A 17,102-nucleotide genomic window follows, 5' to 3' on the forward strand; every position below is an offset into this window, starting at 1 on the left:
TTTGCTTCTCGCGCCGATGTTTTGCTTCTCGCGCCGATGTTTTGCTTCTCGCGCCGATGTTTTGGGCATCAATCCTCTAAAATCGGATTGATGCCCAAATTAAAACATCCAACACGGCTACCATAAATCTCCCCTCTCTTTTTTACGCTTTCGCATTTCTTCCGTCCATGCCTCAACTTGTTCATGAATATCATCAGATCGTTCGTCAATTTCTGCTATTTTTTCCGAGCGAAAATCTTGCATTTGATCCATCATATTACGATACCGATCAGAAATTAGAGTCTTTAATTTGTCTCTTACATCGGAATCCAGCATTTCTTCCTCTCTCAATATAGCTAATGCTTCATCATACCTTGCTTTTTCATTTTTAATTATCGTACGAATAATTTCTAATTCTTTATCAAACCGCTCATATTCATCTAGTTTTTCCCATGGTCCAGGGGCTTTTGTAAATGCCCATGCCAGGTCGATATTCGATGGTAGCCATTCTTTTTCAATCGTTGTTTGCAAATCATCCGCATCATCAGCACCATAATATTCACCTTTACCAGCTGTTGATACTGCTTTAAGTTGACTTTCCGCATCTTTGTCTACGTGAAAGCCAATAATATTTACAGTTCGTTTTTCATTATTTTTGATAAATGCTTTTGCCTCTTTAACCGGATCGCCATCACACGTTTCTACACCATCACTGACGATGTAAACTGTTATCGTACCATCCATATCTTTGCTCATTTCCGTTGCTTTTTTAATCGCACCGGCTAATGGTGTCCACCCTTTACTTTTAAACGTTGCCAACGATTCCTCGAACACTTCTTGATCATAAGAATTCATTGGATATATTTCTTCTATCCCGGTGCAAGATAATTGCTTATCCGCATCAGATTCCGATCCCTTATGACCGTAAACAACTAAAGATACTTCATTCTCCTGACCAATTGTTTCCGCAAAACGCTTTACTGCATCCTTGGCTATATCCATTTTCACTTCGTCATCAACACGTAAAAGCATACTGGAGCTAGCATCTAACAAGATAATTGCTTTTCCTGATCTAGGTTCGTTTTTCACTTCCTCAGCAGACTTTCCCGGATTAGGTAAAAAAGGCTCTTCAAATTCGGGCTCAAAATCCTCCGCTTGCTCAATTACTTCTGGATAATAATGGCTTCCCAATAAGTAAACGAGACCCTTTTGCAGCTTTACAGGATTTTGCGTTTCATCCGTCAATTTTTCTAGGCTACTTTTCAATTCCCTGACTGTCTTATTGCTCAATTCAGCATTATCCGCTTGCTCCAATTCCGCTTTTAAAGTCATATCCTTCATCAATTTTCCACCTTGTTGTGCTTTTAATTTTTTTCGAGAATCTCCTAGAATTATGGAATTCACTTGATTAACAGGTGAAACTGCTTCCTTGCTTTTTTCTTCCGTATTATCCTTGTTCGTATCTTTACTAACTTGTTTATCCTTATCACTGCATGCACCTAGCACCAACAGCAATGAAATGAAAAAAATCCCCACATACATTTTTTTCATCATTCGCTCATCCTCTCTATCCATCCTATATAGAAGCATGAACAGATAGACCTTGTTAGTCAATCATACAAAGGTTCTAAAAATATATTCGAATAGGTATATGGTACTGAATTCAAACCTACAAAAAAATGATGTATAGCCGTTTCCATTATGGTACTTGTGTCATCTAATATAGAAACAAGTGATATAAAGGATGGTAAATATGAGTCCAAAACTTACGAAATTTGTTGATCGCCTGCCAATCTTGAAAACATTGAGGCCAACTCGATCAACTAAAAATAAAGATTATTATGAAGTTCGTATGGAAGAGTTCCGGCAGAAATTACACAGAGATTTAAGACCAACGCGTTTGTGGGGATACAATCGTCAGTATCCAGGTCCAGTAATTGATGTCACACGCGGCAGACCAATTCAAGTAAAATGGATGAACAAACTTCCGGGCAACCATTTACTCCCTGTCGATCGTTCCATACACAATGTAAAAGAACTTCCGGAGGTACGCACCGTTACACATTTACATGGCAGTGAAACCAAACCGGAAAGTGATGGGTATCCAGAAGCATGGTTTACAAAAGATTTTAAAGAGGTCGGGCCATTTTTTGAGCGAAAGATTTACGAATACCCGAACCACCAAAGGGCTACTTTGCTGTGGTATCATGATCACGCAATGGGCATTACCAGGCTTAACATGTATGCAGGTTTGGCTGGTCTGTACATCATTCGCGACAAGCAAGAAGAATCATTGCAGCTACCAAAGGGAAAATATGAAATTCCTTTGATGATTCAGGATCGGTCATTCAATCGGGATGGTTCGCTTTTTTACCCACGACAACCAGACGATCCAGCTGAAAATTTACCGGATCCTTCGATTACACCGTTCTTTCTCGGTGACACAATCGTTGTGAATGGTAAAGTATGGCCGTTTCTCGAAGTGGAGCCACGAAAATATCGATTTCGCATCTTAAATGGTTCTAATACACGAGCATATCAACTATACCTAGACACCAACAAACCATTTTATCAAATCGGATCAGATGGGGGCCTATTACAAAAGACACTAAAAGTAAAAAAGTTGTCAATCGAACCAGCAGAACGCGTTGATGTAATTATTGATTTCTCAGATTTTGCAGGTCAAAAAATACATTTAAAAAATGACCTTGGTCCAGATGCTGATCCAGCTGACGAGACAAATGATGTGATGCAGTTTATCGTAAACATTCCACTTTCTAAAAAAGGCAAAGATACCATTCCTAAAAAATTATCTTCCGTTCCTTCCCTAAAGCAAAATAATGTATCAGCAATTAGAAATCTAAAACTTGTCGGTTCAACAGATGAACTTGGCCGACCTTTGCTGTTACTTGATAATAAAATGTGGATGGATCCGGTTACAGAAAAACCGCAATTAGGATCAACAGAAATATGGTCGTTAATGAACGTAACAGGATTTACGCATCCAATTCATATTCACTTAATCCAATTTCAAGTCTTAGATCGTCGACCATTTGATCTTGATCAATACAATAAAGATGGAAGTATTGTATACACCGGACCAGCTGTTCCACCAGAACCAAATGAACGGGGATGGAAAGACACTGTTGCTGCCCATTCCGCTGAAATTACGCGGGTGATTGCTAACTTCTCTCCTTATACAGGATATTATGTCTGGCATTGTCATATTTTAGAACACGAAGATTATGATATGATGCGTCCATTTATTGTTATCGACTCTGAGGAACAGGAATAACCAAATCTATTTTTGGTATAAGAAGTCTTCCTTTTTAAAATAATGATTTTGTTCCCTCCCTCTAGTTGGAAAGGAATATGCATTTTTCGAAAAAATTAGTTATTTTGGCGTATTGTTCAACTTTTACTAGACTGCTATCCTTTAACTAATAGATATACTAAATAAATGGTAGTTCCATCTGGAGGTAACCAATATGTTTAACGTGCAATTTTTCCAGTAGTTGATTTTTAAAATTAAAATCATTAGGGAGGAAGCAAAATGAGCAATAGAAAAAGGGTATGGTTTGAAGAAGCCGGTCGTAAATTAGATCCAGGGTTAGTCGAACAATTACATCAAAAAAGAAAAGAAGATCCCTATGAAACAAGCAACGATGGCATTCCAGTAATTCTTTTTACAAAAAACATTGAAAAGGATAAGAAAAATGATTTGCTGAAAACTTGCCAACAGGATGCAAACAACAAAGTAGACAGTGAATCAGAAATCGACAATACTGTATGCGGCCACATGACACCAAAGATGATCAGACAAATTAAAGATCATGAAGCAGTGGATCGCATTTTTTATGACCGGTATGTTACAACCCTCCTTGACATCGCAACAGAGCAAATCGGTGCAGTGCATGTCCAAGAACAACTTGGCTTCACCGGAAAAGATGTCACGGTTGCTGTAATTGATACTGGAATTCATCCCCACACCGATTTAACAAAACCTACTAATCGATTGATTGCTTTTAAAGATTTTATAAATGAACAAGAAGAACCTTACGATGATAATGGACATGGGACACATTGTGCTGGAGATGTTGCTGGGAATGCTTATCAATCGGAGGGCAAATATATTGGTCCTGCTCCTGAGGCCTCTATTGTAGGTGTAAAAGTTTTGGATCAAGATGGTGGGGGCAGATTGTCAACGATCATGAAAGGGATTGAATGGTGTATCAAACATAAAGAAGAACACGCTATTCGAATCATTTCCCTTTCATTAGGTGCCCAAGCATACGAATCCTACCGTGATGATCCATTAGCATTAGCTGCTCAAAAAGCGTGGCACCATGGTATTGTGGTTTGTGCAGCCGCTGGAAACAGTGGGCCAAAACCGAAAACGATCAGCACACCTGCTATCAACCCATTCATCATTACTGTAGGATCGACAGCTGATCAAAATAGTGTGACCCGAACGGATGACGAAATTGCTGATTTTTCAAGTCGTGGACCAACGATTGACTCTCTGATCAAACCAGATATTTACTCACCTGGATCAGATATCATTTCACTCTTGGCACCAGATTCTAATCTAGAAAAGCAATTACCAGAACAAATTATTGAGGATCATTATTTACAGTTATCCGGTACATCAATGGCTACTCCAATATGTGCGGGCGTGATTGCCCTAATGTTAGAGGCGAATCCTCAACTGAGCCCCAATGATGTAAAAAGTATTCTGCAGACAACAGCGCAACCAATGCTTGATGACCATTGGGGATATATAAAGGCACAGGATGCAGTAACAATGGCTCAAAATTATTTTCACTTTCAACAGAGTGTATCGGAAGCTAAGTAATATATCTTTAGTACGACGAAGTTAATTAGCAATAGTCACTTTAGAAAAGCTGTTCCCAAAAACGGAGTACTCCTTTGTGGAACAGCTTTTGAACATTTGCACTTCTCCTTCCCCTCAAGTCATTCTTGCGCAAATCTATTAATCAATGCTTTAAACCAGAGATAACCGACAACACTCCTTCAAGGTCTGCTATTTCAAAATCCGGGGTTACTTCCTGCCGCTTTCTTTTATTGCGATTCACCCAAACAGAAGTAATCCCTGCTCGAGATGCACCAAAAATATCCGTCATGATATTATCCCCAACCATCACTGCTTCGCCCTTCTGAACAGAAAGAAGTTTTAATGCATGTTCGAAAATTGCCGGGTCCGGTTTTCCTTTGCCAAAAGCTCCTGATACAACAATATGGTCAAAATATGGTGCCAGTTTTGGTGTCAAATCAAGCTTGGTTTGTTGTAAATCAGGAGAACCGTTTGTCAATAACAGCAAGTGATAGTCCGCCTTCAACTGATCCAGTACACGAAATGTATCATCAAAAACAAATGGCATTTGCTTGCGCATCCTTGGAAATGTTTCCCCTAGTTCATAACCTAATTGAGAATCATCAATACCAGCGTCTTTCAACCCCAATGTCCAAGCTTCTTTCCGATATTCAGGAGCAAGCTTTCTCAGCTTGTGAAAGGTTTCGCCTTCATCTAAAAAATTCCCCCATAACCCTTCGAAAGGATTGATACCAATTTTCTGGGTAAAATCATAGGTATCATAAGAGGCGTACAACTGGCGGGCATTTTCCTTCACCTTTTCCTCTAACAAAATCGGATTGAGAGCATATTTATCTAGAACCGGTTTACAAGTAGCTTTAAATGCTTCGTTAATACTTTTATTATCCCATAGCAACGTATCGTCCAGATCAAACAAAATCGCTTTTATCATTTTTAACTTCCTTTCATATATCACCCTTTTTCTTTAATTCGACAAATAAGGAATAATTTCCTCTCTTATGTTTTAATTCACAAATGAAGCTGGCGCTTGAAACCCGGCCTCATTTTTAGTCTCATCCATAAAATGAAACTTCTATATATAGGGAGTTATTAATGCGCATTACGTTCTGCAGTATCCGAGATCTCCTGTCATAGGGATAAACAGTTATTGTGCCGTATAACCACCATCTAACAAAACAGCTTGACCTGTCACACCTTTTGCTTTATCACTTGCCAAGTACATCGTATAATCTGCAATTTCCTGCACTTCCAACAATCGTTTCTGTGGGACTAACGGATAAATAACGTCCTCTAACACCTTTTCAAGTGAAACATTTCGATTATTCGCCAAGTCTTCAAGTTGATTCCTCACAAGTGGAGTATCCACATATCCCGGGCACATCGCATTAACTGTTATTCCGTCTTCAGCCCCTTCCAAAGCTGCTACTTTAGTTAGACCGATTAATCCGTGTTTGACACTGTTATAAGCAGCTTTGCCAGCAAAACCGATAACTCCATTAATCGATGCCATATTGATAATTCGTCCATACCCTTGTTTTTTCATAATTGGAAAAGCATGTTTAATTGCTGTGAACGGTGCAACGAGCATTATTTTGGTGATCAGCTCAAATTTTTCTGTTGGAAATTTCTCAATCGGGGCAATGTACTGTAATCCTGCATTGTTGATTAATATGTCAAGTCTGCCATACTTCTCAACTGTTTGATCAATCGCATTGGTTAATTGCTCTTCATTTGTCACATCGCACGTGATGCCAAAACAATCACATCCGTCCTTGATCAACTTTTCAGTAACCTCTTGCAATTTTTCCTCGTTAATATCCGAAAAGACAACTTTTGCGTTGTCTTTCGCGAATTCAACACCAATTTCATGACCAATTCCACTTGCAGCACCTGTTATGAATACTACCTTATCATCTACTAACACCGGGATACCTCCAAAATCATTAATTTACTTAAATGTCATTTTATTTAAATTAACGCTCAAAATTCCAATTATCACATGGTACTTTTCCTCATTTCAATATACTCTAAACACTACTCCAACATAACCAGTGACAAAGTATAAACTTATTACCCAGGAAATAAGTTATGAAAAAATTCAATTGTACGCCTGTCTTCACAAGTAATTAAAGGTAAGAAGGAGTATAAACGAGAAAAAAGGGTCTGTCCCCACTTGAGGGATCAGACCCTTTTTTTACGATCCTGAAGTGCCTGGACGACTTTGGATATTGTACTTTTTTTCACCTTTTTTCTTTTCCCTATCTAATGCATTCAGTTCTTCCTTACTTTTGTTTTTGGCCTTTTTACTCATGACATAACCTCCTCATTTTTAGTTTGACTCATTTTAATAAAAAGATGAGCACTAAATCCTACAAACAATGCATCTCATTTTCCGCCTGATCCCAAGGCACTTTATACCCTTGGCCTTTTGCACAAAATATAGAGTTGGACGAGTATTCTGGGTCAGCATCTTTATTGTAGCTGATTTTTTTATAACCTCTTCTGCATTATGACAACGATCATACCCGCCAAACTGAAGATTTAACCTTCCTTTCCCGTGAGTAAAAGAAGCAAACTTGAGGTTGTAATTCATGAATGTTGCTACAGGTACGCTCCCCTGCACAATCACCTTGTCCCCTATCGTTTTCGGCGGGTCAAAAGTTCCATGTGCTTGCTGTATATCTGATAACACTCTCCCAATATGGTCTAACCCTACTTTTATTTTAAAGTTATAATATGGTTCCAGTAATACATTTTTTGCCTTTTCCAAACCTTGTCGTAACGCGCGGTATGTAGCCTCTCGAAAATCACCGCCAGAAGTGTGCTTGTTATGTGCCTTTCCAGTTAATAAGGTGATTTTTATGTCAGTGAGAGCTGAACCCGTCAACAGACCATGATGATCTCGCTCAAATAAATGGCGGTGAATTAAATTTTGATTTCCAATCGACAAATCATTTGGATGACAGTCCGATTCAAAGGTAATTCCACTGTTTCTCTCAGCCGGCTCTATGTTGAGATGTACTTCAGCATAATGCTTTAATGGTTCAAAATGTCCATAACCAACTACTTGGCTTTCAATTGTCTCTTTATACAGAATTTCAGGTTCGGCAAAAGAAATGTTAAAACCAAACCTGCTCTTAACAAGTTGTTCCAATACTTCCAGCTGGATGACTCCCATAACATGGATATAAATTTCTTGAAAATTTTCATCCCATAAAACGTGTAAAGATGGGTCTTCTGCATCTAGGATATGAAAGAATTGCAATACTTCTTTTACATGAATAGATGAATCAAAGACAACTTTTGACTTTAAGGTTGGTATCATTTCATAGTGAACCTTTTCTTTAAGCGTACCTACGCCGTCTCCAACAGACGCCTTTGATAGTCCAACAACACCAAAAATTTCGCCTGCTGAAACTTGCTCAACTGTCTTGAAACTTCCGCCATGATAAATTCTTAATTGTGTTACTTTCTCCGTCACCCTATTTTCTTCATCACCATAGCTAATCTCATCCCGAACACGTAATGAACCATTGACTGCTTTTAGAAAAGTTACTCTAGTCCCGTTGTCATAGCGAATTTTATAAACCTGACCAGCGAATTCACCCTTGTCTGAAAAAGAAGTTATGGTAAGTTGATCCAGGTTATCAAAAAATTTAAGAACACCAGTATCCTGTAAAGCAGAACCATTAGAACAAGCAAAAACTTTATTCTCCTTAATGAGCTGTTGTAATGTTCGGAGCCACAGGTCTTTGTCATAACCTGATTCCATATAATGTTCAAGAACATGTTCGTCACGCTCTGCGACAAATTCGATTAATTCTTCTTTCATTTCCCCATTATGAAAGGTTGTTGTAATATCGCATACATCTTCTGTTAGGTTGGTACGAATTTCGTCCAAGACAGCTGCTACATTAGCCCCTTCACGATCCGTTTTATTAATAAAGAAAAATGTAGGAACATGATATTTTTGCAGCAATTGCCAAACTGTTTCTGTATGACCTTCTACACCTTCAACCGCACTAACCATGACAATAGCATAATCCATCACCTGGATGGCTCGTTCCATTTCCGGAGAAAAGTCCACATGACCAGGGGTGTCAATCAGAAAATAATTGGAATCCTTATATGTAATTAGCCCTTGATCTGCAAATACCGTGATCCCCCGTGCCTTTTCAATATCATGACGATCAAGATAAGCATCTCGATGATCAACACGGCCTTTTTGTCGGATGCTTTTTGTATGGTAAAGTAGTTGCTCCGAAAAGGTCGTCTTCCCAGCATCAACATGTGCTACTATTCCGATTGTCTTATTCATTGTGTCACCCCGACCAAATTTTTACGAATACGTTTATTATACCAAAAAATCGTCCATCGTTTTTCATGAGGTGTTATAAGAGGTTGTTCAAAAAGTCACCAAATGATAAGCGGCGAATCTCTTCGTTGGCTTGTCTTTGCGGTCCTCAAGACTACGCCGCCTCGATCTTCTTGCTTCTAATTTGGCAACTTTTTGAACACGCACTATAAAGTAAAAATTTATTCAGCAGGGTTTTCTTTATCCCCACTGAATGTTGGTTGAACAGAATCGGGCTTTTACGGGCAGTCGCCCCCCCACTTACAATTATTTATTCCCTCGAATTTTTGAAGTGGAAGTATTACTGCCCGTTAATGCGAGATAAAAGTAAAAGAAAAGGCCTTACGTCTATCAAGGTCTAAAATGTTTCATATTTATTGACCGAAGATATCATCGATTCGTTTTATATCTTTGTCCGATAATGTGATTTCTGCGGCTCTTTTGTTACTCTTTACTTGTTCAGGTCGTTTAGCACCAGGTATGACCACATCCAATGATGGACGAGAGAAGTACCAGGCAAGAATAATGTGAGCAACCTCTTCATCATAGGCATTTGCAATTTCTCTAACCTGTTCTATTTTTTCTAAGTTTTGCGTAAACAAGTCTCCCTGGAAACTCGGTTTGTTCGCACGCATATCCGAGAATTTCGTGTTCTTATTATACTTACCTGCTAAAAGACCAGACTCAAGAGGGAAATATGGGATAAATGTGATGTTATTTTCTGCTGTGTACGGGAAAATGTCTGTTTCAGCTTCTCGTTTCAACAGATTATATTCAGATTGTAAAACATCTACATATCCATCTATATTAGCTTCTTTTACCTGTTCAATTGAAAAATTGGATATGCCGATAGAACGAATTTTTCCTTCATCCTTTAATTCTTTTAACGCACCAACAGCTTCATCCTTTGGAGTATCGTCATCTGGAAAATGAATATAATATAAATCGAGATAATCCGTTTGCAACCGGCGCAAACTATTTTCCACCTGCTGCTTCAAGAAAGCTGGTGAATTATCCATGATTGTATTATCCCCAACAAATTTATGTGCTCCTTTGGTTGCTAGCACAATATCTTCTCGGCGATATTCTTTGATCACCTTTGCGATCAATTCCTCTGATCGCTCCGGACCATAGATAAACGCCGTGTCAAGAAGATTGATACCATTTTCAATTGCAGTTCGAACCACATCTTTCCCTTGTTCTTCATCAAGCAGATCAGGATAGATATTGTGACCTCCAACTGCATTTGTACCTAAACCAATCGGATATACTGCAACATCTGATTTGCCCAAATATGTTTGAATTGCCATAGCGTTATCGACTCCTTTACTTCGACTATCAATGAAACTATTTTACTTCTTAACTGTACCCATACATCTCAAAAAATAAACTGCATTTATAAAGGCTACTAATAAACACGCACTATATGGAAAGTTATCAAGAAATTCACTTAACAAGCAAATCCTTCATTTGTTTTCCAGGATGATGAACTGGCAACTGATCTCCATGACCAAATAAATTATCTCGTAGTGAACTCCCTTCATACTCTCGTTGAACCAATCCTCTTTCCTGCAAGATAGGAACAACATACTCAATAAAGTCTTTAAACGTACCAGGTGTAATCGCATAAGCAATGTTAAAGCCGTCAACACCAGCCTCATTTACCCATTGTTCCATCGTATCAGCGACTTGTTCAGGTGAACCCACGGTATAGGCACTCATGCCCCCAATCCCGACGAAGTTTTTAATCTCTTCAACTGTCCATCCTTTATTAGGATCCATCTTTGTAAAACCTTCAAGTGCTGAGCGAATTGAATCATTCTCAATATAACTGATAACTTGATCTGGTTCATAAACGGATAAATCAATTCCGGTCCATCCTCCGAATAAAGCGAGTGCTCCCTCATGGCTTATATGCTGTTGATAATCTACAAATTTGGCATTCGCTTCTGCCTCTGTTTTACCAACTATCGGTGTAAACATCGTAAGGATTTGCACTTCTTCCGGAGATCTTCCCGTTTTTTTGATATCCGCACGGAGCCGTTTAACCGTCTCTTTGGCTACGGCAAGTGTTGGCGCACCAATGAACACACATTCCGCATTTTCAGCTGCAAATGCACGCCCTTTTGTAGATGCACCCGCTTGATACAGGACAGGCGTTCGTTGTGGCGATGGTTCACTTAAGTGTGCACCAGGAACTTTAAAATATTTTCCTTCATGATGAATATCATGGACTTTGTCAGGATCCGTGTAGATGCCATTTTCTTTATCAACCTTAACAGCATTATCTTCCCAACTTTCTTCCCAAAGCTTATAGCATACATCCAAATATTCTGCTGCAATATCATAACGTTCATCATGTTTCATTTGATCAGCTAATCCCATATTGACTGCAGCACTCTTGAGATAGGAGGTTACAATGTTCCATCCCACACGCCCTTTCGTCAAATGATCTAACGTTGTCATCCGGCGAGCAAATGGATAAGGATGTTCATGTGTGACAGATGCTGTAACACCAAATCCAAGATGTTTCGTTACAGCTGACATTAATGGAACGACTAATAAAGGATCATTAACCGGGGATTGTGCTCCTTGCCGAACAGCCGCATCCCGAGAACCTTGATATACGTCATACGTACCCAATACATCCGCAATAAATACAGCATCAAATCGACCTCTTTCCAGTAGTTTAGCAAGTTCAATCCAATACTCACTATCTTTGTAGCGATGTGATTCATCTTCTGGATGAGTCCATAGTCCAGGAGATTGATGACCCGCACAGTTCATATCAAACGCATTTAAATAGATTCGTTTGTTTGGCATATTTTGATTGCCCTCCTTCATTTTTTCTCAAGTGTTTCTTTAATACAATGAAGATGCTAGTGCATTTTGTTTATACACTAATTCGATAAAGTAATGTAGTTGCTTTTTGGTGCGTTGTAAAATGTCCCCATCAACTATTGGATTTTTCTTTTGTTTGTCAATCTGACTATCAAGTAGATAGATACCTTTTAGGTTATGTCCTTTTAATGTTGCTAGCACAGGCTTTAATGCATATTCAATTGCTAGAAGATGAGACATACTCCCACCTGTCATGAGTGGAAGGACCGGTTTATGTTTGAGCACATCTTGCGGAAGTATATCAAGCAGTGCTTTTAAAACTCCCGAATAAGCGCCTTTATAGACAGGTGAGCCGACTATGACACCTTTAGCTGCTTGGGCTAATGTCGCGATCTCCCGGACGGTCGGACTATCAAAATCTCCCGAAAATAAAGTTTCAGGAGGTACATCTTTAACCGAAATATGGGTCACCGAAAAATGCTCCTGTTTAAGTAAAGTTCCCAAATATTTTAGGACCTGCTCTGATCGGGAATATGCGGATGGACTTCCGGATAAAACAACAATTTCACTCATAAACAATCATCCCTTCTTTTTTTCTAACGTTCGTCATTTCGCTACTGTAAACTTTTTCATAAGAAAACCCCCTTTTCTTTTACGTGAGAAAAGAGGGTTATTACGATTAACATTCAAATTCCGCTCTTATCTCCCAAGAATTACTCCCGCTGGAATTAGCACCTTCCTGAAAAATGTCAGAGGTTGCTGAAGCTTCATAGGGCCAGATCCCTCGGCTTCTCTTGATAAGATTATTTAATTTTAATATATAGTTTATTCTTATTAATCCGATAAGTCAAGCATGAATTTAAATTTCTTATGTACTAGAAGGAGAGAAGGTACTGATCAATATGTCCCCTTCTCTCCTGTTACTTTATTCCGTCAACAATGGATAATACCCTTCTTCATTATGTGTTTCTGTTCCTACAAGTGGTGGATTAAATACACACACCATGCGCATTTGTGTTCTTGCGCGAAGTAGGTGCTTATCATTTTCGTCTAGTGTATACATTGTTCCTGCTTTAAGCTGCCATACTTCACCAGTTTCTACTTTTTCAATTTCCCCTTCACCTTCAATACAATAAACTGCTTCAATATGGTTTTTATACCAAAAGTAGTTCTCAGTACCAGCTTTAATTAACGTATCATTCACACTAAAACCAACATTGTCCTTTTTCAATAAAAACCGGCGACTCGTCCAGTTTTCTCCTGATGTTTCGTCCTCAGTACCTATAATATCTTCAAGTGATTTTACGATCATTTCTTCATTTCTCCTCTCCATTTATAAGCATATCTATTAAAATATATTAAGCAAGAACGTCATGTATGCTTTCTTCCAAGATTCCAAGTCCATTTTTAAGTCCTTCCTCATCAATAATTAGCGGTGGAAGGAACTTAATGACCTCATCGTTTGGTCCTGAAGTTTCAACAATTAAGCCACGGTTAAATGCTTCTGAACAAATTTTACTTGTAAGATCATTTGTATTGTCAACTGCTATCCCCTGCATAAGGCCTCTACCACGAGCCTCACCATTAAGCTCCGGGAATTTTTCGATAATAGATTTAATGCCTTCTTTTAAAATAAATGCCTTCTCTTTAATTGCCTGACTTAATTCATCTGTTTCCCAATGGGTCAATGCTTCCGCTGCAGCAATAAATGCTAGATTATTACCGCGGAATGTCCCATTATGTTCACCAGGTCCCCATTGATCATATTCTGGTTTAATTAGCGTAATTGCCATTGGTAAGCCAATTCCGCCAATCGATTTGGAAAGACAGACAATATCCGGATTAATTCCAGCAGGTTCAAAACTAAAGAAAGTACCTGTTCTGCCGCATCCTGCCTGAACATCATCAACAATTAATAAAATGTCCCAGCGTTTACAAATATTTTCTATTCTTTTCAGCCATTCCATTCTTGCAGCATTTATACCACCTTCACCTTGAACGGTTTCCAAAATGATAGCTGCCGGTAATGCTACACCGCTTCCACTATCCTCTAAAAATCGTTCCAAATACGCAATTGAATCTTGATCTTCCACGTATTCATCAAATGGCATGGAAACTGAATGGTGAAGTGGAATTCCAGCACCATGGCGTTTAAATGAATTTCCTGTAACAGAAAGGGAACCGATTGTCATGCCGTGAAATGCGTTTGTAAAGCTAATTACAGTATCACGTCCAGTAACCTTTCTAGCAATTTTAAGGGCACTTTCGACTGTGTTTGTTCCTGTTGGTCCAGGAAACATAATTTTATAGTCGAGTTCACGAGGTGTAAGTATAACGTCATTAAATCGTTCTAGAAATTTTTGTCTTGGCGTTGTACCCATGTCGAGGCTATGAATTATTCCATCATTACGTATATAATCAATCATTTTCTCTTGCATTGCCTCATTATTATGACCATAATTTAATGCTCCGGCACCTGCAAAGAAATCAATATATTCTTTGTCATCTATATCCCATAACTTATATCCTTTAGCCTTTGTAAAGATAGTTGGCCAGCCTCTGCTGTAACTTCTTACTGTAGACTCAAGTTCTTCAAACGTTTTCATTTTCGCATCGCTTAATACTGCTGTTGTCACCTGCATCATTCCCTTTATTTATTTTCTTCTGAAATAGGTCCAATCTTATACAACAATTCATCTTCATGTCCTGTTCGTGGAAAATCAATCGATAAAATGTAACTAGATGTTATACAATTCGTCTCAAGTTTTTTCGCAAGACCTAAAAATAAGTGCTGCGATGGTATATTCGATGGTGAGACTGTTGCTTCAACATAATGAACGTCCTCACAAGACTCACGATCTAGTAATTGAAAAAGCATCTTCGTCCCTAATCCTTGACCTCGTTGCGATTCATGAACAGCTACCTGCCAGATGAAAAGTGTATTCGGTTTATCTGGGCGAACAAACCCGGAAATAAATCCAACTGTTTCTCCGTCCCTTTTAGCAACGATTGACGTGCCTGAGAATATCTCACACCACATGATATAACTATAGGAAGAGTTAAGATCAAGAACACCTGTATGTTTGATCAATTCCCAGACTGCTGCGCCATCGTCTTTATCAGGCGTGCGAAAGTGAAATTCGGTTTTCATTTCTTTAGGCTTTACCATTTCTCCGATTCCGCTTTTATTAATGCTCCCACCTCCAAATTATTTTTTCTTCAATATTTTGCGTACTTTAAATAGCTTAAACTAGAGGAAAAATTCCGTCAAAATGGATTAAACTTTATATATTGTGTTTAAACAGGCTTAAGCTTGATTAAGAGGAAATAGGCGACAAAGCTTTTAAATAGCTATCAAATATTGAATAATAATCGGAATTTTAAACTATTCAGGGAATTATTCGACCCATCATACTAAACGGCTGTTTTCGCATTGTTGGTTGCTGCTTTAACAGGCTTACGAAAAACTAAAAATAGAGTTAGACAATCTTGCATTGGTTCATCATTTTTCCAAATGATATAATATACGCAATATGCTACACGAAGCAAAAAGTGATACGAGGAAGTGATTCGATATGACAACAAGCGGAAATACAGCAATCCAATTTAATGAAGTAAGCTATTCCAGTGATGGCCTGCATATTCTCAATAATATTACTGCTTCATTCCCCAAAGGTAAAATCACGACATTAGTCGGTCCCTCAGGTGCAGGTAAGACAACATGTTTCAAACTTTGCAATGGATTGAAGTCTCCAAATGCAGGCGAAATTTACATAAAAGGTAAAAACATCAATGACTATGAGCCAACCGAATTACGCCGGGATGTGGGGATGGCGCTTCAGCAGGCAACAATGGTTAACGGAACAGTTCTGAAAAATTTGACATTACCATTGGAACTTCAGGGTGAGCAAATTTCTGCAGATACAGCAAAGGATTTTATCAATATGGTTGGACTAGATGAATCGTATTTGCAACGTAATGTCAAGGATTTATCCGGCGGGCAGCGGCAAAAACTTTCGATTGCTCGTACCCTTGTCAATCGACCACAGATTCTGTTACTTGATGAAATTACCTCATCATTAGATCGAGTTTCCCAACAGGAAATTGAAAAATTGATTATAAACATCAATGAAAAATACAACACAACAATCGTTTGGATTACACATAATCTACAGCAAGCCAGGGAAATTGGGCATTATACGTGGGTGATGATGGCTGGAGAAGTTGTGGAAAGTGGAGAAATTTCACTATTGGATTCCCCTAAATCAGAACGTGTACAACAGTTTATTAAGGGGGAAGATCAATGAACTTTACAACATTATCACTAGCACTCTTATTTGTCCTTATCCCGATCATCCTGTCCAAAACACTGAAGCTGGGTCTTGAGAAAGACACCATCATTGCAACGGTCCGCTCGACCATTCAACTGCTAATTGTCGGTTACATACTTCAATTTGTATTTGATTCCGAAAATATGATCTATATTGGACTCATGGTTATTTTAATGATTGCCGCTGCCACACAAAACGCCCGAAAGAAAGGGGCATCAATCAAAGGAATTACCTGGAAACTAATTGTAACGTTTATTTTTGTTGAAGTTTTGACACAAAGCATTTTACTTGGTTTGGACATCACACCATCAACCGCCCAATATATCATCCCAATTAGTGGCATGATGATTGGAAATTCCATGGTACTTGGAATTTTGTTCCTTAATCGTTTTACAGCTGAGCTTGATGCACACTTGGATGAAATTGAACTTGTTCTGTCACTTGGTGGTACACCGAAACAGGCAATTCACAAACGACTCATTCAATCAATTAAGGCAAGCACAATTCCAACAATTGAAAGCCAGAAAACCATGGGCCTTGTCCAGCTTCCAGGCATGATGAGTGGGCAAATCATTGCCGGTGCGGATCCAGTCCAGGCAGTACTTTTTCAATTACTAGTATTATTCTTATTACTGACAACAGCAGTCACTACGAGTGTCTTACTTGGGTTTTTATCATACCCGACTTTGTTTAATAAGCGTATGCAGCTACTTGATGAAACTTTGAAGGAGATCGAATAGAA

13 protein-coding genes, 1 pseudogene and 1 riboswitch are annotated in these 17,102 nt (G+C 38.6%); of the genes and pseudogenes, 4 read left to right on the top strand and 10 right to left on the bottom strand.

Annotated elements, in window-relative coordinates:
* Window positions 1-117: 117 nt before the first annotated feature.
* The gene (locus ACW2QC_RS16955; RefSeq protein ID WP_457545128.1) at window positions 118-1,533 is read right to left on the bottom strand and encodes a vWA domain-containing protein; all 1,416 of its coding nucleotides are present in this window, start codon (window positions 1,531-1,533) and stop codon (window positions 118-120) included.
* 199 nt (window positions 1,534-1,732) lie between these two features.
* Here ACW2QC_RS16955 and ACW2QC_RS16960 point away from each other — a divergent pair, with 199 nt between their 5' ends.
* A complete protein-coding gene (locus ACW2QC_RS16960; RefSeq protein ID WP_457545129.1) occupies window positions 1,733-3,274 on the top strand; it encodes a multicopper oxidase family protein in 1,542 nt (513 codons plus the stop codon).
* Window positions 3,275-3,532: 258 nt separating this feature from the next.
* Window positions 3,533-4,834 carry a S8 family peptidase gene (locus ACW2QC_RS16965; RefSeq protein WP_457545130.1) on the top strand — a complete coding sequence of 434 codons (1,302 nt, stop codon included), beginning with the start codon at window positions 3,533-3,535 and terminating at the stop codon, window positions 4,832-4,834.
* A gap of 142 nt (window positions 4,835-4,976) precedes the next feature.
* Here ACW2QC_RS16965 and ACW2QC_RS16970 read toward each other — a convergent pair whose 3' ends face one another.
* The 9 genes and pseudogenes from ACW2QC_RS16970 to ectA all read right to left on the bottom strand — a co-directional run bounded on the left by ACW2QC_RS16970 (window position 4,977) and on the right by ectA (window position 15,198).
* Window positions 4,977-5,765, bottom strand: a complete 789-nt coding sequence (locus ACW2QC_RS16970; RefSeq protein ID WP_457545131.1) for an HAD family hydrolase — start codon at window positions 5,763-5,765, stop codon at window positions 4,977-4,979.
* 213 nt (window positions 5,766-5,978) lie between these two features.
* Window positions 5,979-6,758, bottom strand: a complete 780-nt coding sequence (locus tag ACW2QC_RS16975; protein WP_457545132.1) for a 3-hydroxybutyrate dehydrogenase — start codon at window positions 6,756-6,758, stop codon at window positions 5,979-5,981.
* Between the two features lie 445 nt (window positions 6,759-7,203).
* Window positions 7,204-9,152, bottom strand: a pseudogene (locus ACW2QC_RS16980) (GTP-binding protein).
* A 410-nt stretch (window positions 9,153-9,562) separates the two neighbouring features.
* The gene (locus ACW2QC_RS16985) at window positions 9,563-10,498 is read right to left on the bottom strand and encodes an aldo/keto reductase (RefSeq protein ID WP_457545133.1); all 936 of its coding nucleotides are present in this window, start codon (window positions 10,496-10,498) and stop codon (window positions 9,563-9,565) included.
* A 136-nt stretch (window positions 10,499-10,634) separates the two neighbouring features.
* Window positions 10,635-12,011: an LLM class flavin-dependent oxidoreductase gene (locus ACW2QC_RS16990; RefSeq protein ID WP_457545134.1), complete on the bottom strand. Its 1,377-nt coding sequence runs from the start codon at window positions 12,009-12,011 to the stop codon at window positions 10,635-10,637.
* Between the two features lie 39 nt (window positions 12,012-12,050).
* A complete protein-coding gene (gene ssuE / locus ACW2QC_RS16995) occupies window positions 12,051-12,602 on the bottom strand; it encodes an NADPH-dependent FMN reductase (protein ID WP_457545135.1) in 552 nt (183 codons plus the stop codon).
* Window positions 12,603-12,725: 123 nt separating this feature from the next.
* A riboswitch (SAM riboswitch) is annotated at window positions 12,726-12,833 on the bottom strand.
* Window positions 12,834-12,954: 121 nt separating this feature from the next.
* Window positions 12,955-13,341, bottom strand: a complete 387-nt coding sequence (locus tag ACW2QC_RS17000; RefSeq protein WP_457545136.1) for an ectoine synthase — start codon at window positions 13,339-13,341, stop codon at window positions 12,955-12,957.
* Window positions 13,342-13,387: 46 nt separating this feature from the next.
* Window positions 13,388-14,635: a diaminobutyrate--2-oxoglutarate transaminase gene (gene ectB, locus ACW2QC_RS17005; protein ID WP_457545174.1), complete on the bottom strand. Its 1,248-nt coding sequence runs from the start codon at window positions 14,633-14,635 to the stop codon at window positions 13,388-13,390.
* 44 nt (window positions 14,636-14,679) lie between these two features.
* Entirely contained in the window at window positions 14,680-15,198 is a 519-nt protein-coding gene (ectA, locus tag ACW2QC_RS17010) for a diaminobutyrate acetyltransferase (protein ID WP_457545137.1), read from the bottom strand.
* Between the two features lie 406 nt (window positions 15,199-15,604).
* Here ectA and ACW2QC_RS17015 point away from each other — a divergent pair, with 406 nt between their 5' ends.
* Window positions 15,605-16,336, top strand: coding sequence for an ABC transporter ATP-binding protein (locus ACW2QC_RS17015; RefSeq protein WP_457545138.1), 732 nt, complete (start codon window positions 15,605-15,607; stop codon window positions 16,334-16,336).
* Window positions 16,333-17,100: an ABC transporter permease gene (locus ACW2QC_RS17020; protein ID WP_457545139.1), complete on the top strand. Its 768-nt coding sequence runs from the start codon at window positions 16,333-16,335 to the stop codon at window positions 17,098-17,100. The genes ACW2QC_RS17015 and ACW2QC_RS17020 overlap by 4 nt, the downstream gene beginning before the upstream one ends.
* The last annotated feature ends 2 nt before the right edge of the window (window positions 17,101-17,102 follow it).

The organism is Virgibacillus sp. FSP13 (assembly GCF_054048505.1).